This is a genomic window from Actinoplanes sp. NPDC051405 (assembly GCF_055586185.1).
In genome coordinates, this window is the sequence record NZ_JBVJIR010000010.1 from 17,283 (window position 1) to 38,142 (window position 20,860).

The following is a 20,860-nucleotide window of genomic DNA, read 5'->3' on the forward strand; positions in this document are numbered from 1 at the left end:
CGGGACCCACCGCAGAGCAGCACCCTGCCGCGCTGAGCGGGACCCACCGCAGAGCGGGACCCATCTCCCAAGCCCGCCTATTGCCGCCGCTCACGGACCATGACGTCCGGCTTCGCCCCGGACGTCGTGGCCCGAGGTGCGGTCGGCCTACGTCCAGGGAATCTCCGGAGACGCATGGAAGGCGATGTCCTGATTACGCCAGCGGGGACCGAAAGCCGCCAGCCGCTGCCGGAACGACTCCCAGTCGTGGGTGGTCCGCGGGGACCAGCCGATCTCCGCGACGGCCGGCAGGCGCGGGAATGTCATCGTCTGCACGTCCGTGAGACTGCGCAGCGTTTCCGACCACAGCGGCGCCTCGACGCCGAGGAGGTGTTGCTCTGATACGCCCGGGAGGCGGTCTGCCGGGTCCCAGTCGTATGACCGTTCGACGTTGATCACGCCTGCCCAGTCCAGGCCGGGCTTGCTTTCCGGGGTGTACTTCATGTCCAGGTAGGTGCGGTCCGCCGGGGACATGATCACCTTGCTGCCGTTGGCGGCTGCGCGGGCGGTGCCCTCGTCGGTTGCTTCGATTCGCCAGTACTGGGCGATCGCTGTTTCCGGGAGCTCCACGCCCGCCATCTCGTGCCAGCCGACGACGCGCTTGCCGTACTTGGCGACCAGCGGCAGCACCCGCTGGATGAACGTGCGGTAGTCCTCCGCCGTCGTGGCCTGGGCCTCGTCGCCGCCGATGTGCAGGTACGGGCCCGGGGTCAGCGCCGCGACCTCGCGGATGACGTCCTCGACGAACGCGTACGTCTCTTCCTTGTCCGCGACCAGCGAGCTGTAGCCGACCTCCATGTCGGTGCGGGGGGTCACCGCCACGCCGTCCGCGGTCAGCTCCGGGTACGCGACCTGCGCCGCGTTCACGTGTCCCGGCATGTCGATCTCCGGCACGATCGTCACGAACCGGTCGGCCGCATAGCCGACCAGCTCGGTGTAGTCCGCGCGGGTCAGGAAGCCCGGCCCGGCGCCGTCCACGCCCGTGCCTTCGCCGCCGCTGACCTCGGTGAGCCGGGGCCAGCCGTCGATCTCCAGCCGCCAGCCCTGGTCATCGGTCAGGTGCAGATGCAGGTGATTGATCTTGAACTGGACCAGCGAGTCGATGTACGCCTTGATCTCGGCGACGGTGAAGAAGTGCCGGGCGATGTCGAGCATCGCGCCGCGGTACGGGAACCGGGGGCGGTCGACGATCTCTCCGCCGGGCACCACCCACGTGCCTTGCTGCGGGGCGACCGCATCGATCGCGGCGGGCAGCAGCTGCCGCAGCGTCTGCACGGCGGCGAACAGCCCAGCCGCCGCGGCAGCCCGCACCGTGACACCGGACGCGCTGACCTCAAGCCGGTAACTTTCGTCCGAGGCGCCATCGAAATCGCCATCCGCGTCGAGGTCGGGGGCGGGGTCGAGCAGCAGGACGATCTCACCGGAGTACTCACCGACCGGCAGTGCGTACCCGGTGGCCGGGCGCAGCAGCGCGGCGAGGTACTCACCGATCCGGCGGGCCTCCGCGGAACCGGGCGCCGTGCGAATCGCCGTACCGTCGCCGATCGTGAAGTCGGCGGCCGGGTCGGGCCGCACCTCGGCCGGCACCGGGATCACGTCGCCGAGGCCTCTGCGCTGGAATGCCGGTTCGCTCACCGCTTCATCCTCCCGTTCCGGACCGTCGATCGGTCGGTCGGCACGACTCTAAACCCTCTTTCCAGTTTCGGGACGCCCCGATGGCCCGCGTCACGCCGCCGTTATCGTGACGCCATGGCGATCACCATCCGGCGCGCGGTCCCGGTGGACGCGGCTGAGCTGCACCGGCTTGCGGCTGACACCTTCGGTCTGGCTACCCCGCCCGGCACGCTTCAGACCGACATCGACGCTTTCATCGCCGAGCATCTCGCTCTGGCGAGCTTCGAGAAATATCTGGCCGACCCGGCGCGGATCCTGCTGCTGGCCGAGGACGCCGGCGAGGCGGTCGGGTACGCGATGCTGATCGGCGGCCCGATCCAGGATCCAGAACTGGCGGCCGTGGTCCGTTCCGCCGACGACTCGACTGCGGCGCCGGCGATCGAACTCAGCAAGTTCTATGTCGCCGCGCGGAACCACGGCTCCGGCATTGCCGCGAAGCTGATGACGGCGACGCTCGAGGCCGCCGCGGCGACCGGGGCGCGGCTCTGCTGGCTGGGCGTCAACCAGCGCAACGAGCGGGCGGCCAAGTTCTACGCGAAACACGGCTTCGAGATCATCGGCACGAAGAAGTTCCTGGTCGGCGACGTCTGGCACGACGACCACGTGCGAGCCCGCCCACTCTGAAACCACAAAGGGCCCGGCGAGGACCGGCCGGGAGGAGAACGGCCGCAGCGCCGCAGGTCAGGGCTGGTGGACGGCCGGGGCGCTGAACCACGCGTCCGCACCGGGCATCAATGCGTATTCGATACGCCGGCGGTTCAGGTCGTTGATCGGGGGCAGGTCGCCCAGCTCGAACCAGCCCACCGCCAGCGACTCGTCATCGTTCACCCGGGCCTCCCCGCCGACCGCCCGGCAGCGGAACGTGATGTCGACGAACTCCGTCTCGTCGCCGTTCGGGTACGTGTTCGGCGGCTGGGTCAGCACGCTGGTGATCCTTTCCGGGACCACGTGCACAGCCGTCTCCTCGTACACCTCTCGGACGACCGTCTCCGCCGGCTGCTCGCCCGGGTCCATCGTGCCCGCGATGAGTGCCCAGGTGCCGTTGTCCGCGCGTTGGCCCAGCAGCAGCCGGCCCGCGTCGTCGAAGACGACCGCTGTGACGCCTGGCAGCAGCAGCATCCGGTGGCCGACGACTTCGCGCAGGCTGTGAAGGTATGGCGAAATGGGCATGTCGGACAAGATAGTGCAGGGTCAGCCGACCAGGGGGCGTACCTCTGTCGCCACGGCCCGGACGAACGCTTCCGGGTCCGGGTCGTCCACCGTCGGCTGGAGAACCACCGTGGTCGCCCCGGCCTTGGCGAAGCGCTCGACCGTCGCCGCCACCGCCTGGGCGTCGCCCGCCACTCCCGGGAAGTCCATGCCGTAGCGCTCCTGCTGGCGGGCCATGCGGTCAGCCGCCGTGGGACCGAACGCAGCCGGCAGGAAGACGACGAGCTGGTGGCCGTCCGCGCCGCCGATGTGCTCCCGGGCCGCCCGGACGCCCTCCGGGGAGGTGCCGCCGGTCAGGATCGTGCCGTCGGCCAGTTCACCCGAGAGTTGCAGAGTCTTGGGACCGGTCGCGCCGATGAGCAGCGCCGGTGGCTGCTCCGGCGGCCAGTCGAGCTTGACCTCGGCCAGCCGCACGTAGCGGCCCTCGGTGGTCACGGTCTCGCCGTGCAGCAGTTCCCGCAGGGCGGTGACCTGCTCCCGCAGCATGGTCATCGGCGACGCCGCCTTGACGCCGACCTGGGCCATCCACTCCTGCACGCCGTGCCCCACGCCGACGATCGCGCGGTCGCCGAACATCCGGTGCAGCGTGGCGACCTCCATCGCGGTCAGGGCCACGTTGCGCAGCGGCGCCGGCAGGATGCCGATACCGACCCGCAGCCTCGTCGTCCAGGCCAGCGCGGCCGCGGCGGCCGCGACACCGCTGTTCAGAAAACAGTCCTCCCACAGCCAGAGCTGTTCGAGGCCGGCCTCGTCAGCGGCGCGGGCGATGCTCCGCAGCCGCTCGGGCGGATTCTGGGGCAGGAAGATGGCACCTAGTCCGGTCACCCGCCCATCCTCCCTGGCGGAGGCGACCGATTGCACCCGTACGGGTGAGCTTCGTTGACCGGCAGCGGACAGCGGCCGAGACTGCCTGATACCCGGACCGACGTGTCGACTGAGGAGCCGAGTCCATGGAGGAGAACCCTCCGTACCTGTTCCTGCCCGCGCTCGACGGGGACCGCGCCCAGGTGTCGGTCACCGCGGACGTGGACGGGGCGGTCATCGACATCGCGGTACGCGGCGACTGGCATCCGCAGCTGGGCGCCACGGTGGCCCTGGAGATCGGCCGTTGCCTGGCCGAGAGTCCCGCCGCGATCCTCATCGACGTGTCCGGCGTGACGGACCCGGCGACCGACAGCGTGCCGGTGTGGTTGTCCGCCACCCAGGCCGCCGCAGCCGCCGATCCGCCGGCCCGGCTCGCACTCTGCCTGCCGGCCGAGTCGCCGCTCGCGCATCGGTTGGGCCAGATCGGTGCCCAGCGCTACCTGCCCCTGTTCGCCTCGGTCGCGGAGGCCCGCGAGTCGCTCACCGGCAGCCGCCCGCTGACCGACGTGGTCCGGATGCGGCTGCCACCCTCGCCCGTCTCGCCCGGCGTCGCGCGCAATCTTGTCGGCGGCGCCTGCCACGCCTGGAACCTCGCCCCTTTGCTGCACCCCGGCCGGGCCGTGCTCTCCGAGCTGGTCGCCAACGCGGTCGAGCACGCCCGTACGGAAATGGAGGTGTCGATCTCGCGTCGCGGCACCGCGTTGCACCTGGCGGTCCGGGACCGCGACCCCACCCTGCCGCAGATCATCGACCCCTGCCCGGTGGAGCCGGGCCTGCCGCTCAACGAGCGCGGGCACGGCCTGCGCGTGGTGCACCTCGACTCGGTGGCCTGGGGTGCCATCCCGACCGCGGGCGGCAAGATGGTCTGGGCCACGGTCCGTGACCGCGCGGGCCACCGCCGCCGGTGGTGACCGGCGGGCCGGTGCTGACCGGCGGGCCGGTCGCGGCCGGGTTAACCTGCCTCGCATGAACGCGAGTGTCCGAGACGCCACCGCCGGCGACGTGGCGGCCATCTGCCGGATCTGCACCGACGCCTACCGGGACACCTACGCCGGCCTGGTGCCCGGCGACTACGTCGAACGGGTCATCGCCGAGTTCTACGACCCGGAGCGGGTGGCCGGGGAGGTCGCCGCGAGCCCGCCCGGCTGGCTGGGCTACCAGGTCGTCGAGGAAGACGGCCGGGTGCTCGGCGCGGCCGGTGGTGGCACGACCGCGCCGGGCGTCGGAGAGCTCTTCGTCATCTATCTGGACCCGGCCGAACGCGGGCGCGGGCTCGGCACCCTGCTGCTGAACAGAGTCATCGAGCAGGTGACCGAGGCCGGCGCCGAGGAGCTGTGGGCCTCCGTGGTCGTGGACAACATCAAGGGCATCCCGTTCTACCGGGCGCGCGGCTTCGAACAGCTGGGCAAGCGCAAGGCCTACGGCGCCGGCCCGGAGGACGACGTGTGGACCTGGCGGATGCGCAAGCTCATCCCCTGAGCTGCTCGCGGGCCGCCATCAGGGCGAAGCCGAGCAGATTGAGCCCCTGCCACTGGGCCGGGTCGGCCGTCCGCTCGTCGGTGGCGGTCAGTCCGATGCCCCAGATCCGGTCAGTGGGACTGGCCTCGACGAGGATCCGCTCCCCCGTGCCGACCAGGAAGTCGCGCAGCTCGGGACGCTGGCCGAACTTCGCCACACTGGCCTGCGTGACGATGGACCAGCGGTGCTGGACCCAGGTCTGCTCGTCGAAGCCGCGGACCCGGCGGCCCAGCATCTTGGCCTGGCGGGGGTGGCTCGCCGCGACGATGAGCCGGGCGGTCTCCTCGTCGCCGAAGAGCAGCGCCTTGCGCCACATCATGTAATGCTCCGCCGAGCTGAACCGGACACCGTCCACAGTGAACGCCGACGGCCACCACTGGCTCAGGCAGCCGGTGCCGATGCTGCCGTCGCGCTGTGGCCGGTGGCCCCAGAAGAGGACATATTTCAGCCGCCGGCCGGAGCGGGCCAGCTCGATGACGTCGTCGACGGTTTCCGGCACCTGGTTCACGACCGGAAGTATGCCGGTCACCACCGACATTCTCAGCCGGGTTTCACCGGATCCGGCGACCGCGCAGGATCACCGCGAGCGGATGCCCGAGCTGGTCCAGGTCGGTGCGCGGGTCCTCGGCATAGACCACCGCGTCGGCCGGTGCGCCGGCTTCCAGGCCCGGCAGGCCGAGGTACGCGCGGGCGGTCCAGGACGCGGCGCCGATCGCGTCGTGCGCGCTGACCCCGGCCCCGGCCAGGGCGCGCACCTCGTCGGCGATGCGGCCGTGCGGCAGGGAGTCCGTACCGGCCAGCAGCGTCACGCCGGCCTCGGCCGCGGCCGCGACGGTCGCCGGGTGCGCGGCCACGCCGGCCAGCCACCAGCTGCGGAACTCGCTGTCCGGGCGGGCGGTGACCACCGGTACGCCATTGAGCAGCACCGACAACGTCGGGGTGAGCGCGGTGCCCTGGGCGGCCATCCGGGTCAGCAACTCGGTGTCGAGCCAGGTGCCGTGTTCCAGGGAGTCGACGCCGGCCTCGACTGCCGCCGTACCGCCGGATCGTTGCTGGGAATGCACAGCCACGCGGCCGCCGACGGCATGGACCTGCTCGACGACCGCGCGCAGCACGTCGGCCGGGATGTGGTCCGCGTCGCTCTTCCAGTCGGCGATGAGCTTCGCCCAGCCGGTGCGGGCGGCCTGCGCCGCGGCGAGCCCGGGCAGTTCGGTGTGGGTGGCGCGGCGGCCCCAGCCGTCGAAGAAGTCGCCGTGCCGGGCGATCCACGGGCCGGCATGCACCGCGCGCGGCACGTCCGGATCGGTGCCGAACCAGTCGGGCGGGTCACCGGCCAGTCCGGGCGCCCGGATCAGCGTCACTCCACTGTCGACATGCTGGTGCAGGTGGTCGCGGAGCACGCGGTGGTCCAGCGGGCCGCCGACCTCCTCGAAGCCGGGATGGGTGTGCGCGTCGACCAGGCCCGGGAGCAGCCAGCCGGTGGGGACGATCTCGGCCTCCGGCACCGGGTCGGTGGTCCAGCGGTCGCCGTCGGCGTAGAGGTCGACGGGTTCGCCGGTCGCCACGGCCGTGCCCCGGACTCTGAGGACAGTCATACCGGCAGCCTAGGACCGTTTCGGCCGCCGGCGACGCGAAAAAGTGTCGTACCCGGTCGATAGGTTTCTCGTGCGGATCGGCGCCACGGGGGCGCCGATCCGTCCAGCTACCGATCGGCTCCGCGCAGCAGGGTTTCGCCTGCTGCGCGGGCCTGATCGCGCAATTCCGGAGGTGACTCCACTGTGAAGTCGGCGCCCAGCATGCCCAGCACCATGACCGGCCAGCCGAGGTCGTCCACGTTCATCCGCAGCCGGCAGCTCGCCGCCGACACCGGCTCCGCCGTGCCCCACTGGCCCACGAAGCTCTGCACCTCCGGCGCGGGCCGGCCGATGACGACCGACACGTCGTAGCGGCTCGGCACCGCCGCCAGCCGGGAGCGCATCCAGGCCACCGGGTCGCCGCCGGGGATCTCTCGGGGGCGGAAGCGGGCGCCGGTCAGCTGCGGCGCGGTCAGCCGGTCGATCCGGAAGCTGCGCCAGTCACCGCGGTCGAGGTCCCAGGCGACCAGATACCAGCGGCGGCCGAGCGAGACGAGGCGGTGCGGTTCGACGTAGCGGGAGGATCCGGCGCCTTCGCGGGGTGTGTAGGCGAAGCGGAGTCGCTCCTCGCCGCGGCAGGCGAGCGCGATCGTGGTCAGGCTGGCGGCGTCCAGGGTCGGGCCGCCGCCGAAGACCCCGGGCGCGGTCGCCGCCTGCAACGCGTCGATGCGCTTGCGCAGCCGGGGCGGGAGCAGCTGGATGACCTTCGCCAGGGCCCGCACCGAGGTCTCCTCGAAGCCGGCCACCGCCCCGGCCGCCGCGGTGCGCAGCCCGACCGCGATGGCGACCGCCTCCTCGTCGTCGAGCAGCAGCGGTGGCACCGCCGCGCCCGCCTGCAGTTGGTAGCCGCCGGCGACGCCGCGGGCCGCGTCGACGGGATAGCCGAGCTCGCGCAACCGGTCGACGTCGCGGCGCAGGGTCCGCGGGCTGACCTCCAGCCGGTCCGCCAGCTCCGTGCCGGGCCAGTAGCGGTGGGTCTGCAGCAGGGAGAGCAGCCGCAGCATCCGGGCACTCGTGTTCGCCATGTCATCAGTTTGCCGTCGATTGCGGTCAGAAAGTGGCCGCATCTGCTCCTAGCGTGATGCCCATGATTGAGACACACGAGCTGACCAGGCACTTCAAGGACGTGCAGGCGGTACGCGGGATCAACCTCACCGTCGCCCCGGGTGAGCTGGTCGCGCTGCTCGGCCCGAACGGCGCCGGCAAGTCGACCACCCTGCGCATGCTCACCACGCTGATCCCGCCGACCTCCGGCACCGCCCGGGTCGCCGGCCACGACGTGGTCCGCGCGCAACGCGAGGTACGCCACCGGATCGGCTACATCGGTCAGGGCAACGGCGCCGCGCACAGCCAGCGCGGTCGCGACGAGCTGATCAGCCAGGGTCGCGCGTACGGGATGAAAGTCGCCGACGCCCGGCGGCGCGCCGCCGAGCTGATCGAGTCGCTCGACCTCGGCGAGGTCGCCGACCGGACCGTGTCGACGCTCTCCGGCGGCCAGCGCCGCCGCCTGGACATCGCGATGGGCCTGATCCACGCTCCCGAGCTGCTCTTCCTCGACGAGCCCTCGACCGGGCTGGACCCGCAGAACCGGGCCAACCTGCAGGAGCACATCGTCGAGCTGCGCGAGCGGTACGGCACCACGATCGTGCTGACCACCCACTACCTCGACGAGGCGGACGCGATGGCGGAACGGGTCATCGTGATCGACCACGGCCGGATCATCGCCGACGACACCCCGGCCCGGCTCAAGGACGAGCACGTCGGCGACCGGATCGTGCTGGGCTTCGAGCACGAGACCGACGCGGCGGCGGCCGCGGCCCGCGTCCCGCACAAGTCCCACCGGCACGGCACCGAGGTGACCATCTCCGTCGCCGGGGCTCCCCGGCTGGTCACCGGCCTGCTCGACGATCTGCGCGCCTGGGGGCTGCCCCCGGCCGAGATCGAGGTCAGGCGGGCCACGCTCGACGACGTCTTCCTCCAGCTGACCGGCCGCAGCCTGCGCGAGGGCGGCGCCGCCCGGTCGGCCGGGGACACCGAGGAAACCGCACCCGCTCTCGTGGAGGCCTGAGTCATGACCAATCTCGTCACCGACACCGCCGTGGTCTTCAGCCGCGAGCTGCGGCCGGTCCTGCGCAACCCGTTCACCGTCGTCTTCTCGATGGTCCAGCCGCTGGTCTTCCTGGGCCTGTTCGCGCCGCTGCTGCCCGACGATCTGAGCCTGCAGTGGTTCGTGCCCGGCATCGTGGTGATGTCGTGCCTGTTCGGCACCTCGATGACCGGTTCCAACCTGCTCTTCGAGATCCAGACCGGGTCCCACGAGCGGATGCTGGTCACCCCGTTGCGCCGGCCCGCACTGCTGATCGGGCGCGCGCTCAAGGAGATCGTGCCGGTGGTCGTGCAGGCCGCGATCATCGTGGCGATCTGCCTGCCGTTCGGTTTCGACCTGCACCTCGGCGGCGCGCTGCTGGGTCTGGTCATCCTGTCCGTCTTCTGCCTGGGACTCGGCTCGCTGTCGTACACGCTGGCGCTGGCGGCGAAGAACCAGGAGTGGCTCTTCTGGACCGTGCAGCAGACGCTGCTGTTCCCGCTGTTGCTGCTCGCGGGCATGCTGCTGCCGGTCGAGGCCGGGCCGGGCTGGCTGCAGGCACTGTCGAAGTGGAACCCGCTGACCTACGTGGTCGACGCGGAACGGGCCCTGTTCAACGGCGACGTCTGGGCGTCGACGACCGTGACCGGCGCGATCGCGGCGGCCGTGGTGGGCGCGTTCGGCCTGCTGGTCGGCACCCGGGCGATGCGTCGCTCGGCCTGATCCGGGCGGCCGGGCCGGACTCCCCGAGCCGGCCCGGCCCGCGCCGGTGCAGGATCCGAACCCGGTACGGGCACACGGTGCGGCGTAAGCGGGCGGTCAACCGTTACCGTCATCCCGGACGACCGGCGATCGATGGGGGAACCGCGGATGTTCGGATTGCGGCGGCGCGAGACGCGCTCCCTTCCGCGTACGCTCGGCCGGCTCATCGAGGGCCTGACCCGCCCGGTGCCCGCCGAGCCGGAGCAGAGGCGCAGCAATCCCGACGCCGTCGTCGACTGTGCCGTGTATCACGCTGGTGCGCGCCGGCCCGGACAGCTGCACTACGCGCACGCCGTCCGGCAGGCGCACCGGCAGAAGGACGCGTTCGTCTGGCTCGGGCTGCACGAGCCGGACGAGCCCACGATGGCCGCGATCGCCCGGGTCTTCGGACTGCACGAGCTCACCGCCGAACAGGCCGCCGCGGCCGGGCACCGGCCCGCCGCCGAGGTGATCGGCGAGGTCACCCGGCTCGTGCTGCGCACCGCGCGCTACGTCGAGCACGAGGAGCTGACCGAGAGCTCCGAGGTGGTGGACACCGGCGACGTCACCGTGCTGATCGGGGACCGCTTCGTCATCACCGTGCGGCACGGGGCCGCGGGCGCGCTGCGGCCGGTCCGCCAGGAGCTGGAGCAGCGGCCCGCCCTGCTGGCCGAGGGGCCGTGGGCAGTCGCGTACGCGGTCAGCAGCCGCATGGTCGACCTCTACCTGGAGGTCGCCGCGCACGTGGAGCACGACCTCGAGGCGCTGGAGGAGATCTCCTTCTCCGCCAGCAAGCCGCCCGACATCGCGCACATCTACCAGCTCAAGCGCGAGATGGTGGAGTTCAAGCGGGCGGTGCTGCCGCTGCAGGAGCCGTTACAGCGGCTGCTCGACCGCGACGTCGTACCGGCGGGGCTGTACCCGTACCTGGTGGATGTGCGGGGGCGGCTGAACCGGGCGGTGGACCGGGTCGCCGGTTTCGACGATCTGCTGAACTCGATCCTGCAGGCCCGGCTGGCGCAGGTGTCGGTGGACCAGAACAATGACATGCGCAAGATCGCGTCGTGGGCCGCGATCGCCGCCGTGCAGACCGCCATCGCCGGCATCTACGGGATGAACTTCGAGTTCATGCCCGAGCTGGGCTGGAGATACGGCTACGCGGGCGTGCTGCTGCTGATGGCCGGGGCCGCGGTGGTGCTGCACCGGCGCTTGAAGAAGGTGGGTTGGCTGTGACGATCGCGGAGCCGGACCAGCGGTGGGCCGACCTGGGCCGGCAGGCCTGTGTCGTGCTGGCCCCGCTGTTCCTGGCGGTCGAGCACGTCGGCAGCACCGCCGTGCCCGGGCTGCCGGCCAAACCGGTGATCGACCTGATGGCCAGCCTCGAGGACCTCGACGACGTCAACACCAGCGCGCTCGGAACGTTCGGCTACCGCCGGGTGCCGACCGACATGCCGCAGCGCCTCTTCTTCCGGCGTGAGGACTACGACAGCACGGCGTACCACCTGCACGTCGTCACGGCGGAGAGCTGGCCGGTGCGCAACGAGCGGTTGCTGCGCGACTACCTGCTCGCCCATCCCGCCGACCGGGACCGCTACGCCGCCCTCAAGCGCGAGCTGATGGACAAGTTCGGGCCGGGGGACGCGTACACGCGGGGTAAGACCGAGCTGATCCAGGAGCTCACCGACGCGGCCCGCGCCGAGCGGGGTTTACCCTCCGTGCCGGTCTGGGAGGAATAGGCGCCCCGCCTGGTTCCGGCTCGCTCCCGGCATCGGACGTTACGGCTGTGACCAGGCATAACGCCTGAGGTCCCAGGCGCCTCAAAGATCCACCGAACGTCCCGGACCCGTCCCCCGGTCCGCAGGTTCTCCACTCCGGACAGTGTGCGGAGTGTGCACCACTCTGCCGTGGCAGTCGAATACTACGGGTAACTACCGTTTGGATTCGATCACTGCACTGGGGGCGGTAGTAGTGGAAAGTACGGTCACCGAGGTCGTGCCGGAAAGCCTGGATCCGGGACCGGAGGGTCCGGGTCGTGGTGGCCTGGTCACCGTTCTGCGCGGGCATCTGGACCTGTTCCTGAACGCCGGTTCGCTGATGGCCACGACGGCGATCACTTCGCTGTTCGGCTTCGCGTACTGGTGGCTGGCCGCGCGTACCGCACCGGCCGAGGCCGTCGGCCAGGCGTCGGCGGCGGTCTCCGCGATGACGCTGATCGGCACGATCGGCATGTTCGGCATGGGCACCATGCTGATCTCCGACCTGCCCGCGCTGCGTGGCCGCAAGTGGGAACTGATCTCCACCTGCCTGCTGGTCGCCGGCAGCGCCGCGACGCTGGGCGGATTGATCTACGTCGCGCTCGCCCACCTGGCCGTCCCCGGCCTGCAGAACGCGCTCGGCAGCACGGCCGCCACCGTACTGCTGGTCTTCGGCATCGCGCTCAACGCGATGACGCTGGTCCTGGACGAGGCCCTGGTCGGGCTCCTGCAGGGGCCGTTGCAGCTGATGCGCAACGCCTGGTTCTCGGTGGTGAAGCTGGTGCTGCTCGGCGTGCTCGCCGTGCTGCCGCTCACCCTGACCGGCGGCGAACTGCTGCTCACCTGGATCGCCGGGATGGTGCTCTCGGTGGTGATCCTGGGCCGCAGGCTGCGGCGCAAGGGCATGGTCGATTCGGTACGCCCGCGCGTGTCGTTGCTCCGCGGCCGGGGCCGGGCGACGTTCGACCACAACCTGCTGAACCTGGCCACCTACCTACCGCGCGCGGCACTGCCCCTGGTCGTCACCGCGGTGCTGTCGGCCGAGGCGAACGCGTCCTTCTACACCGCGTTCATGGTGCTGTCCTTCCTGGCGATGGTGCCCGGCAACGTGGCGCTGACGCTGTTCGCGGTGGCCAGCGGCGACAAGGCCGCGCTGCGCTCCAAGGTGCGGATGGGCCTGCTCATCTGTCTCGGTGGCGGCCTGCCGGTCTCGCTGATCGTGGTCTTCTTCGCCAAGCCGATCATGGGCCTGTTCGGGGCGAGCTACGCCGAGTCGGCCGGCACCGCGCTGATGATCCTGGCGCTGACCTACGTGCCGTTCGTCTTCCACCACTTCTTCCTGGCGATCTCCCGGGTGCAGGGCCGCGTCCGGGGCGCCGGCATCTTCTCGGTCTTCGCCGGCATCGCCGAGCTCGTCGCCGCCTGGTACGGCGGCAGCCGTGGCAGCCTCACCGAACTCGTCACCTGGGTGGCAGTGGTGATGGCCGCCGAGATGGTGCTCGTCGCGCCGACCGTGCTGCGGGTCGTCCTCGCCCGCCCGCCCCTGGAGGAGAACATCATGTCGACCACCAGCCTGACTCTGCGCGAACGCGCCTGGCTGCCGCTGGAGTACATCCGTACCGTCGGCCCGCTGACCGGGGTGACCGCCGAGCGGTTGCGGACCGCCCTGATCGGCCTGCACGCCGCCGACCCGACCCACCGGGCGGTGTCGCGTCTCGACCGCGCCGGCGCCAAGTGGCTGCACATGGACGCGGCCGCGTTCGCGGCCTACGTCCGGGAGGCGGTCACCGACCTCGGTGACGGGCCGGCCGACTTCGACGCGATGACCCGCGAGCTGCAGGCCGAGCCGCGCGGTCACCACCCGGTGCGGATCCTGGCCGGCGGCGGGTACGTGGCCATGAAGGTGGCGCACGCGTACGGCGACGCGGGCCCGGTGAACACGCTGCTCCGCGAGCTGGTCCGGGCGGCCGGCGAGGAACGGGCCGCGCAGATCGCCCCGTCCGTCCGGCACCGGTGGGCGCTGCCGAAGGCCTGGTGGAAGCAGTTCGGCACCAAGCCGGGCCGGTGGAAGCAGGGGCTGAGCTTCGCGCGGCCGCCGCACCCGCAGGAGTCGCCGACGCGGCCGTGGACGCCGGGACTGACGGTGGAGACCGCCCGCTCGGCGGAGGTGCTCGGCAAGATGCGCACGTGGCGCGACCAGTACGCGCCCGGCGTCACCACCTCGGCGATCACGTTCGCGGCGTTCACGGCGGCGCTGCGCGAGCTGGGTCTGAACCCGGACCTGTCCGGCGGCACGTTCCTGGCCGACGCCCGGCGTTACGTGGACCAGGGCGTCAGCATCGACAGCAACTTCTGCATGGGCCCGTTCCTGAGCCCGCCGAGCCTGACCGACCCGCAGGCGATCCACACGACGCTCAAGGCGGAACTGGCCACCGGCCGGATCCTGACCATGATGCTGCTGCGCGAGGGCAAGATCGCGGTGGCCGGCGCGCCGGGCCTGCCGGACGCGTACCCGTCGGAGGTGGCGATCGAGCCGCGGCCCCGGCTGACGTTCAGCAACCAGGGCCGGCACGACGTGCTCGCCGACCTGCCCTGGGCCGTCGAGGCCGCGAGCCGGGTCAACCAGAGCGTGCCGACGCTCAACGGGCCGGAGGGCATCACGCTCACCACGTCCGAGATGGGCGGGGTGCTGCACCTGGAGGCGACGTTCCACGCCTCGACGTACGACCCGGCCGTGGTGGCCCGGGCGCTGGAGCTGGTCTGCACCGACCCGGCCGGGCTCATCATGGCGACCCGCTGAGGGATGAGGACTTACGCGCGGCCGGCCGCCCCCGCCGGCCGCGCGTAATCAGCTCCGGAAAAGGGAAACGCGCGGGTGGCCGGACGGCCACCCGCGCGTCACTTCAGTGAGCCGGACGTCAGCGGTGTCCGCCACCGTGGTTGGGGCCGCCGGTGTTGTTGCCGCCACCGTTGTTGCCACCACCGGTGTTGTTGCCGCCACCGTTGTTCGTGCCGCCACCGTTGTTGGTGCCGCCGCCGGTGTTGTTGCCACCGCCGTTGTTGCCACCACCGGTGTTGTTGCCGCCACCGTTGTTCGTGCCGCCACCCGTGTTCGTGCCGCCACCCGTGTTCGTGCCGCCACCCGTGTTCGTGCCGCCGCCGGTGTTGGTGCCACCGCCGGTGTTGCCGCCGGTGTTGCCGCCGGTGTTGCCGCCCTGGTGGCCGTTGCCGCCCTGGTGGCCGTTGCCGCCCTGGTGGCCGTTGCCGCCGCCCTGGTGACCGTTGCCGCCGCCGTGGTTGCCGTTACCGTGGCCGTTGCCGCCACCGATCGGGCCACCGTTGCCCGGGCGGTACGCGACCACCGGCATGGCGATCCCGAAGGTGCGGCGCACGGGGCGGTCGAAGCGGCCGCAGTTGTCGTACACGAGGGTGGCGCGCAGCAGCGCCACGCCGGAGCGGTCGAAGTCCGCGTTCACGCGGAACGCGGTGAAGTCGGTGCGCCCCGGGCGCAGCGAGTCGCCCCGCGAGAAGGACGTCGAGCGGGCGTTGCGCGGGTAGTCGACGTCGACGCGCCGGCCGCTCACCCAGACCTGGGCGTCACAGATGCGACGGTCGGTCTGCCAGCGGATGCTGACCCAGGTGTCGGTGTGGGCCCGGACGCGCTGCACGAAGTTGGAGACGGGCTGCGGTCCCCGCGGTGCCGCTTCCGCAGCGGTGGGGGCCACCAGCGACGCCATGCCGACCGAAGCGACGGTGGCGGCCACGAGGGCTCCGATACGCCGAGACTTGTTCATCCCATTCCTCCGAAACTAGTTCGTCGTCAGGCCGAGGGCTGGCCTGACGAAAGAGAGGTTATGGGCGATTTGCCGCTCACTACGGGATTTGGAGGCGTTTCGGGACAATTTATAGCTTTTTAACCATTACGTGGAGGCCCACTAGTCCTTTCGACTGATGATCAAATGCTTCCGGAACGGTGCCGATGATCACGAAGCCGAGCGACTGCCAAAGGTGCACCGCAACGGCGTTGACCTGCACAACCGCGTTGAACTGGATGCTGTGATAGCCGTTGGCGCGGGCCCACTCGACGACGTGCTCACCCAGCACCCGGCCCACGCCCCGGCCGTGTCGGCTCGGGTCGACCATGAAACTGCCGGTGGCGACGTGCGCGCCGCGACCCGGCCGGTTCGGTCCCATCTTCGCCGAGCCGAGGATCTCGTCACCCTCCACCGCCACCACGGTGCGGCCGGGTGGCTGCTCCATCCACAACGCCCGGGCCTCGTCGGGGCCGAGCCCGAGCGGGTACGCGTACGTCTCGCCGGCCTCCACGATCTGCGACCAGAACGGATAGATCCGGGGCCAGTCCTGCTCTGTCGCCTCTCTGATCCACATACGTCGACCCTAGGGCGACTTGAGTTCGCGTACCCAGGTGTCGGGGCGGGCCCACTGACAGGATTCGCGGCATGACTGAGGCACGCCGCGAGCCGGCCGTCCTGCTGGGCGCCGGGATTCTGGCTCTCGCGATCTCCGCGATCCGGCCGTACTCCTACGGCACCTGGCTGCTCGAGGTGCTGCCGGCGCTGATCGCCGCCCCGGTCCTGGTGCTGACCTACCGGCGCTTCCCGCTGACCCCGCTCGCCTACCGGCTGATCCTGGCCCAGGCGCTGATCCTGATGATCGGCGGCCACTGGACCTACGCCCAGGTCCCGGCCGGGGAATGGGTGCAGGACCTGTTCTCGCTGGAGCGCAACCCGTACGACCGGCTCGGGCATCTCTTCCAGGGCATCACCCCGGCGATCATCGCCCGCGAGATCCTGCTGCGCCGCACCCCGCTGCGTCCCGGCGGCTGGCTCTTCGCGCTGGTCGTCTGCGTGGTGCTCGCGGTGAGCGCGTGCTGGGAGTTCTTCGAGTGGTGGTCGGCCCTGATCGGCGGCAGCGCGGCCGACGACTTCCTCGGCGCACAGGGCGACGTGTGGGACACCCAGTGGGACATGTTCCTGGCGCTGTGCGGTGCGGTCGTGAGCCAGCTGCTCTTCTCGCGCCGGCACGACCGCCAGCTGACCGGGCTCAGGACGACACGGGAGTGATCCGGTCGTTGCGCAGGTGCTCGTAGACCACGGAGGTGCGCACGTCCGCCACGTGCGCGTGCCCGGTCAGCCGGTCGATGACAAAGGCATAGAGGCTCTCGTTGTCCGGCACCGCCACGTGGATCAGGAAGTCCTCCGAGCCGGTGGTGACGAAGACGCCGAGCGTGTCCGGCAGGGCGGTCACCCAGTTCCGGAAGGCCTCGATGTTCTGCCGCGACGGGGGCCGGATCCGGACCGCGATGAGCGCCTGCACCGGCCGGCCGATCGCGGCCAGGTCGACGGTGAGGCTGGCGCCCCGGATGACGCCACGCTCGCGCAGCGCCCGGGTGCGGTCCAGCGCGGTGGTCGGCGAGACCCCGACCGCGGCGGCGATGTCGCGGTTGGTGCGCCGTGCATCGATCTGCAGTTCGCGCAGCAACGCCGTATCAAGTTCGTCCAGATGTGCCATAACGACAGCATAGCCGGATTAAATGCGGGTTCCTTGTCAGGCACCCGTGCAGATGCCTACCGTTTGCCACTATGAACGGCATTAATCAGGTGGGCTTCGAGCCCGAGGAGATCCGTACCGACGAGCCCACCCGCTCCGCCCGGCTCAAGTGGGTGATCGTCGTCGACGAGGCGCTGCCCGCCGGCCGCGCCACCAATGCGGCCATCTGCGTCGCCGCGGCGACGACCGCGGCGGTGACCGGGCTGCTCGGGCCGGACGCCAAGGACGCCGACGGCTCCGTGCACCCCGGCCTGCCCTGGGCGGGCTGCTCGGTGCTGGGCGCGCCCGTCGCCCGGCTCACCGAGATCCGTACGCGGGCAGCCGACTCGCTGGGCGTCTTCGTCGCCGACATGCCGGTCCAGGGCCAGGCCACCCGGGTGTACGACGAGTACCTGCGCCAGGTCGGGGAGACTGCCGGCGCCGAGCTGGCGTACCACGCGGTCAGCCTGGTCGGTCCGCGCAACCGGATCGACAAGCTGGTGCACCGCCTGGGCCTGCTCGCTTGATTTGACCGTTCAAATCACCGGTAAAGCCCCAATACGCGACGATAGGGGTGGTTACCGACAGAGGGAGACGGCATGTCGCTCAGTGCGGCCCATTCGGCGGCGTTCCGCCGGGAGGCGCCCCGGGAGGGCCGGGTCTGGTCGATCCGGGACGCCGCGGGTTACCCGGCTCCGGAGGACGAGGCCGGCCGGCGGGCCATGCCGTTCTGGTCCAAGCCCTCGCGGGCCGAACGCGTGGTCGGCGCCGTGCCGGCGTACCGGGGCTTCGACGTGGTGGAGATCCCGATGGCCGACTGGCTGGACAGCTGGCTGCCCGGCCTGCGGCAGGACGGGCTGCTGGTCGGGGTCAACTGGGCCGGCGCCCGCGCCACCGGCTTCGACCTGGCACCCGACCGGGTCGCCGCGTGGTTCACCGAGCTGCCCTGAGGAGTACGCCCTGCTCATCGGCCTGATCGTGGTGATCGTCATCGCCGCCGTCACACTGCTCGGCGGCGACCTCGGCGCGCTGGCCACCGGCCTCGCGCAGCACGTCCGCGCACCAGCGGACAACGGCTCCTAGGCACGACCGGGCAATCGTCGGGTGGGCCGGTGGCCCCGGACCCCGGCACCCCCTATGCTTGCCGAACTGCAAACAAAGGGGTAGCGGTGCGAAGTCTCGAGATCCTCGTTGTCGACGACGACGATGCCGACGCCCTCATGATCTCAGAGGCGCTCGAGGGCTCCGAGCAGCAGACGACGGTCAACCGGGTGGCGGACGGGCGCGAGGCGCTCGACTACCTGCTGCGCACGGCGCCGTACGAGGACGCCCAGCGCCCCGATCTGATCCTGCTGGACCTCAACATGCCCCGCATGGACGGCCGCGAGACGCTGGAAGCGATCAAGACCGACGAGCGGCTGAAGACCATCCCGGTGGTCATCCTGACCACCTCGGGCGCGGCGCCGGACATCGCGTCGAGCTACCAGCACCGGGCGAACGCGTACGTGACCAAGCCGTTCGGGCTGGACGAGTTCGAGGCGACGGTCCGGACGATCGACCGCTTCTACCGCGAAGTGGCGCTGCTCCCGCCGGGCGACTGACCGCCGGTTACCGCGCATCCCCGCGGGGTACGAGCAGAGCCATGTCGGACAACACCGCCCCCGAGGACCTCGGGGCCCCGCAGTCTTTCCTCGTCCTCGCCGACGGCACGCCGGTCTACGACCGCGCGGGCGACAAGGTGGGCACGGTCGCGCACGTCCTCTCCGACGACCGGGACGAGATCTTCCAGGGCCTGGTCGTGAAGACCGGGCAGGGCCACCGCTACGCCGCCGCGACCCAGATCGACGGCCTCTTCGAACACGGTGTCATCGTGGCGGTCCCCGCGGCTGAGCTGCACGAGCCCACCGAGGAGACGATGGCCAAGGCCGGCGAGGACGACTCCTTCACCGACGGTCTGCGCCGGGCCTGGAACTGGCTCGTCCAGCCGAAGTGACTCCGGCGGCGGCGAGGAGTCCGAGGCGGCTAAGCGCGGCGTTGTCGTGGAAGCGGGTCAGCCCGGCGATGTGCTCCCCGCGTACCGCCAGCGCCAGCAGGCCGGCCGGGCGCGCGACCGTCTCGCCGGGCTCGGCCAGATAGCAGGCGTAAGCCGGCTGGGTGTTGACCTCGGCCGGGACGAGCAGCAGCTGCCGCGCCCCCCGCCACGCGTCGCTGGCCCGCAGGAAAGCCCCGATCGCGGCCGGACCCTGATATTCGTGCGGCGCCGGCGGCATGGTCAGCCAGGCGTCGTCGACCAGCAGCCCGACGACTGTGTCCACATCACCGGCCATGAACGCGTCCGCGAAGCGTCGCGCCAGCCGGCCGTCGTGCGGCGTCGTCCGCCCGTCGCCCACCGCGGAGCGGGCCCGCTGCAGCACGCCCTTCACCACCGTGGGAGTCGTCGCGAGCATCCCGGCGACCTCGGCGCCCGAATACCCGAGAACGTCCCGCAGGATCAGGACGGCGGCCTGCCGGGGCGGGAGCCGTTGCAGCGCGGCGATGAACGCGAGCTCCACCGCCTCCTTCATGCCGTAGCGCGCCTCCGGGCCGGGAGCCGTGTCGGGAAGCTGCTCCAGCAGGGTGTCGGGGCACGGCTGCAGCCAGGTCACCGCGTCGCGCCGGGTCGGCTCGGGTGGCTCGAACGGAGGTTTCGGCGCCGGCGGGACACGCCGGGTGGCCGAGCGCCGGAGGTTGAGACAGCGGTTGGTCGCGATCGTGTACAGCCAGGTACGCAGCGAGGAGCGGCCCTCGAAGCCCGCCAGCCCATTCCACGCCGCCACCAGCGTCTCCTGCAGGGCGTCCTCGGCATCGCTCAGCGACCCGAGCAGCCGGTAACAGTGCACCAGCAGCTCACCGCGGTACGGCTCGACCACCTCACCGAAGTCCGTACCGTCCACGCCCGCAGCATCTCATCCCCGGACCGTTCCGATCGTCCCCGCCCCGGTGTCTCAACAAGGGACCGAGCACCGAACCGAAGGGAACCCCGATGCCGGAAGAAGAGAGTGCCGCCCTGCGCGTGGCGCTGGCGTACCACCGGGCCTGGACGAGCAAGGACGTCGAGCTGGCCCTGACCTTTGTCGCGGACGACCTGATCTGCGAGGCACCGGCCGGCCGGATCGCCGGCCGCGACGCCTACCGCGACTTCCTCGCGCCGTTCGCCCGGTCGCTGATCAGCACCACCCTGATCGCCGCCTTCGGCGACGAGGACAAAGCCCTGCTGATGTACGACACCAGCTCCGCGCTCGTGGCCAGCGCTCCCGGCGCCGAATGCCTGACCGTGCGGCACGGCCGGATCACCTACAGCCGCTTCATCTTCGACCGCCTCCCCTTCGCCACCGCGAGGCAGGCCATGGCCTAGCGTCAGCGGCAGGAGGTACCCGGTGGACGAGAACGAGTTGCGCACGGCGGAACGCCGCCTGCAGGCTGCCCAGCTGGCGTCGGACGTCCCGGCGCTGGACGAACTGCTCGACGACCGGCTGGTCTTCACCGGGCCCGACGGCACGCTCTACGGCAAACAGGACGACCTGCGCGTGCACCGCACCGGCACGCAGGTGATCGACGCGCTGCACGAGGAGGAGCTGTCCGTGCTGGTCGCCGGGCGGACCGGGATCACCTGGTTCCTGGGCGACCTGCGCGGCAGCATCAACGGCACGCCGTTCGAGGCCCGGATGCGCTACACCCGCACGTGGGTGCACGACGACGAGCACGGCTGGCGCATCATCGCGGCCCACGCGAGCGTCGTCTGAGCGGTCCTC

The 20,860-nt window shown here is 71.3% G+C and carries 25 protein-coding genes; 15 read left to right on the forward strand and 10 right to left on the reverse strand.

Features of this window, described 5'->3' with window-relative positions:
* Nucleotides 1-147: 147 nt before the first annotated feature.
* Nucleotides 148-1,674, reverse strand: a complete 1,527-nt coding sequence (locus ACZ6S4_RS21690; protein ID WP_465476661.1) for a family 20 glycosylhydrolase — start codon at nucleotides 1,672-1,674, stop codon at nucleotides 148-150.
* Between the two features lie 114 nt (nucleotides 1,675-1,788).
* Here ACZ6S4_RS21690 and ACZ6S4_RS21695 point away from each other — a divergent pair, with 114 nt between their 5' ends.
* Nucleotides 1,789-2,337 (forward strand): GNAT family N-acetyltransferase, encoded by a 549-nt coding sequence (locus ACZ6S4_RS21695; protein ID WP_465476662.1) that lies wholly within the window; start codon nucleotides 1,789-1,791, stop codon nucleotides 2,335-2,337.
* Between the two features lie 57 nt (nucleotides 2,338-2,394).
* On the opposite strand, the gene ACZ6S4_RS21700 is transcribed toward ACZ6S4_RS21695, so the two are convergent.
* Nucleotides 2,395-2,883, reverse strand: a complete 489-nt coding sequence (locus ACZ6S4_RS21700) for an NUDIX hydrolase (RefSeq protein ID WP_465476663.1) — start codon at nucleotides 2,881-2,883, stop codon at nucleotides 2,395-2,397.
* A 21-nt stretch (nucleotides 2,884-2,904) separates the two neighbouring features.
* Entirely contained in the window at nucleotides 2,905-3,747 is an 843-nt protein-coding gene (locus ACZ6S4_RS21705; protein ID WP_465476664.1) for an LLM class flavin-dependent oxidoreductase, read from the reverse strand.
* 125 nt (nucleotides 3,748-3,872) lie between these two features.
* Here ACZ6S4_RS21705 and ACZ6S4_RS21710 point away from each other — a divergent pair, with 125 nt between their 5' ends.
* Together ACZ6S4_RS21710 and ACZ6S4_RS21715 are read left to right on the forward strand one after the other, a co-directional pair.
* Complete coding sequence (locus ACZ6S4_RS21710; protein ID WP_465476665.1) at nucleotides 3,873-4,697, forward strand: ATP-binding protein; 825 nt, start codon at nucleotides 3,873-3,875, stop codon at nucleotides 4,695-4,697.
* Nucleotides 4,698-4,752: 55 nt separating this feature from the next.
* A complete protein-coding gene (locus ACZ6S4_RS21715; RefSeq protein WP_465476666.1) occupies nucleotides 4,753-5,265 on the forward strand; it encodes a GNAT family N-acetyltransferase in 513 nt (170 codons plus the stop codon).
* On the opposite strand, the gene ACZ6S4_RS21720 is transcribed toward ACZ6S4_RS21715, so the two are convergent.
* From ACZ6S4_RS21720 to ACZ6S4_RS21730, 3 genes are all read right to left on the reverse strand, one after another.
* Nucleotides 5,255-5,812, reverse strand: a complete 558-nt coding sequence (locus ACZ6S4_RS21720) for an NADAR family protein (RefSeq protein WP_465476667.1) — start codon at nucleotides 5,810-5,812, stop codon at nucleotides 5,255-5,257. The two genes, ACZ6S4_RS21715 and ACZ6S4_RS21720, sit on opposite strands and share 11 nt — an antisense overlap.
* 43 nt (nucleotides 5,813-5,855) lie before the next feature.
* On the reverse strand, nucleotides 5,856-6,899 hold the full coding sequence (locus tag ACZ6S4_RS21725) for an amidohydrolase family protein (protein WP_465476668.1): 1,044 nt from the start codon (nucleotides 6,897-6,899) through the stop codon (nucleotides 5,856-5,858).
* A 107-nt stretch (nucleotides 6,900-7,006) separates the two neighbouring features.
* On the reverse strand, nucleotides 7,007-7,963 hold the full coding sequence (locus ACZ6S4_RS21730; RefSeq protein ID WP_465476669.1) for a helix-turn-helix transcriptional regulator: 957 nt from the start codon (nucleotides 7,961-7,963) through the stop codon (nucleotides 7,007-7,009).
* A 62-nt stretch (nucleotides 7,964-8,025) separates the two neighbouring features.
* Between ACZ6S4_RS21730 and ACZ6S4_RS21735 the strand changes: the two genes are divergently transcribed.
* The 5 genes from ACZ6S4_RS21735 (at nucleotide 8,026) to ACZ6S4_RS21755 (ending at nucleotide 14,319) form a co-directional block, all read left to right on the forward strand.
* On the forward strand, nucleotides 8,026-9,006 hold the full coding sequence (locus ACZ6S4_RS21735) for an ABC transporter ATP-binding protein (protein WP_465476670.1): 981 nt from the start codon (nucleotides 8,026-8,028) through the stop codon (nucleotides 9,004-9,006).
* Between the two features lie 3 nt (nucleotides 9,007-9,009).
* Entirely contained in the window at nucleotides 9,010-9,747 is a 738-nt protein-coding gene (locus tag ACZ6S4_RS21740) for an ABC transporter permease (RefSeq protein ID WP_465476671.1), read from the forward strand.
* Between the two features lie 147 nt (nucleotides 9,748-9,894).
* Entirely contained in the window at nucleotides 9,895-10,998 is a 1,104-nt protein-coding gene (locus ACZ6S4_RS21745; protein ID WP_465476672.1) for a magnesium and cobalt transport protein CorA, read from the forward strand.
* Nucleotides 10,995-11,501 carry a GrpB family protein gene (locus ACZ6S4_RS21750; RefSeq protein ID WP_465476673.1) on the forward strand — a complete coding sequence of 169 codons (507 nt, stop codon included), beginning with the start codon at nucleotides 10,995-10,997 and terminating at the stop codon, nucleotides 11,499-11,501. The genes ACZ6S4_RS21745 and ACZ6S4_RS21750 overlap by 4 nt, the downstream gene beginning before the upstream one ends.
* Nucleotides 11,502-11,733: 232 nt before the next feature.
* The gene (locus ACZ6S4_RS21755; protein WP_465476674.1) at nucleotides 11,734-14,319 is read left to right on the forward strand and encodes a lipopolysaccharide biosynthesis protein; all 2,586 of its coding nucleotides are present in this window, start codon (nucleotides 11,734-11,736) and stop codon (nucleotides 14,317-14,319) included.
* A 118-nt stretch (nucleotides 14,320-14,437) separates the two neighbouring features.
* On the opposite strand, the gene ACZ6S4_RS21760 is transcribed toward ACZ6S4_RS21755, so the two are convergent.
* Entirely contained in the window at nucleotides 14,438-15,283 is an 846-nt protein-coding gene (locus tag ACZ6S4_RS21760; RefSeq protein ID WP_465476675.1) for a hypothetical protein, read from the reverse strand.
* Between the two features lie 139 nt (nucleotides 15,284-15,422).
* On the reverse strand, nucleotides 15,423-15,908 hold the full coding sequence (locus ACZ6S4_RS21765; protein ID WP_465476676.1) for a GNAT family N-acetyltransferase: 486 nt from the start codon (nucleotides 15,906-15,908) through the stop codon (nucleotides 15,423-15,425).
* Nucleotides 15,909-15,979: 71 nt separating this feature from the next.
* Between ACZ6S4_RS21765 and ACZ6S4_RS21770 the strand changes: the two genes are divergently transcribed.
* Nucleotides 15,980-16,603 carry a DUF2238 domain-containing protein gene (locus tag ACZ6S4_RS21770; RefSeq protein WP_465476677.1) on the forward strand — a complete coding sequence of 208 codons (624 nt, stop codon included), beginning with the start codon at nucleotides 15,980-15,982 and terminating at the stop codon, nucleotides 16,601-16,603.
* Here the strand turns inward: ACZ6S4_RS21770 and ACZ6S4_RS21775 are convergent.
* Complete coding sequence (locus ACZ6S4_RS21775; RefSeq protein WP_465476678.1) at nucleotides 16,584-17,051, reverse strand: Lrp/AsnC family transcriptional regulator; 468 nt, start codon at nucleotides 17,049-17,051, stop codon at nucleotides 16,584-16,586. The two genes, ACZ6S4_RS21770 and ACZ6S4_RS21775, sit on opposite strands and share 20 nt — an antisense overlap.
* Before the next feature lie 71 nt (nucleotides 17,052-17,122).
* On the opposite strand from ACZ6S4_RS21775, the gene ACZ6S4_RS21780 reads away from it, so the two are divergent.
* From ACZ6S4_RS21780 to ACZ6S4_RS21795, 4 genes are all read left to right on the forward strand, one after another.
* Nucleotides 17,123-17,596: a DUF2000 domain-containing protein gene (locus ACZ6S4_RS21780; RefSeq protein ID WP_465476679.1), complete on the forward strand. Its 474-nt coding sequence runs from the start codon at nucleotides 17,123-17,125 to the stop codon at nucleotides 17,594-17,596.
* 72 nt (nucleotides 17,597-17,668) lie between these two features.
* Nucleotides 17,669-18,019, forward strand: a complete 351-nt coding sequence (locus tag ACZ6S4_RS21785; RefSeq protein ID WP_465476680.1) for a DUF2750 domain-containing protein — start codon at nucleotides 17,669-17,671, stop codon at nucleotides 18,017-18,019.
* 219 nt (nucleotides 18,020-18,238) lie between these two features.
* Nucleotides 18,239-18,670: a response regulator gene (locus tag ACZ6S4_RS21790; RefSeq protein ID WP_465476681.1), complete on the forward strand. Its 432-nt coding sequence runs from the start codon at nucleotides 18,239-18,241 to the stop codon at nucleotides 18,668-18,670.
* A 41-nt stretch (nucleotides 18,671-18,711) separates the two neighbouring features.
* Nucleotides 18,712-19,062 carry a PRC-barrel domain-containing protein gene (locus tag ACZ6S4_RS21795; protein ID WP_465476682.1) on the forward strand — a complete coding sequence of 117 codons (351 nt, stop codon included), beginning with the start codon at nucleotides 18,712-18,714 and terminating at the stop codon, nucleotides 19,060-19,062.
* On the opposite strand, the gene ACZ6S4_RS21800 is transcribed toward ACZ6S4_RS21795, so the two are convergent.
* Nucleotides 19,013-20,002 (reverse strand): RNA polymerase subunit sigma-70, encoded by a 990-nt coding sequence (locus ACZ6S4_RS21800; protein WP_465476683.1) that lies wholly within the window; start codon nucleotides 20,000-20,002, stop codon nucleotides 19,013-19,015. The two genes, ACZ6S4_RS21795 and ACZ6S4_RS21800, sit on opposite strands and share 50 nt — an antisense overlap.
* Before the next feature lie 89 nt (nucleotides 20,003-20,091).
* Here ACZ6S4_RS21800 and ACZ6S4_RS21805 point away from each other — a divergent pair, with 89 nt between their 5' ends.
* Both ACZ6S4_RS21805 and ACZ6S4_RS21810 read left to right on the forward strand, forming a co-directional pair.
* Nucleotides 20,092-20,463, forward strand: coding sequence for a nuclear transport factor 2 family protein (locus ACZ6S4_RS21805; protein WP_465476684.1), 372 nt, complete (start codon nucleotides 20,092-20,094; stop codon nucleotides 20,461-20,463).
* A gap of 22 nt (nucleotides 20,464-20,485) precedes the next feature.
* A complete protein-coding gene (locus ACZ6S4_RS21810) occupies nucleotides 20,486-20,851 on the forward strand; it encodes a nuclear transport factor 2 family protein (protein WP_465476685.1) in 366 nt (121 codons plus the stop codon).
* Nucleotides 20,852-20,860: the final 9 nt, after the last annotated feature.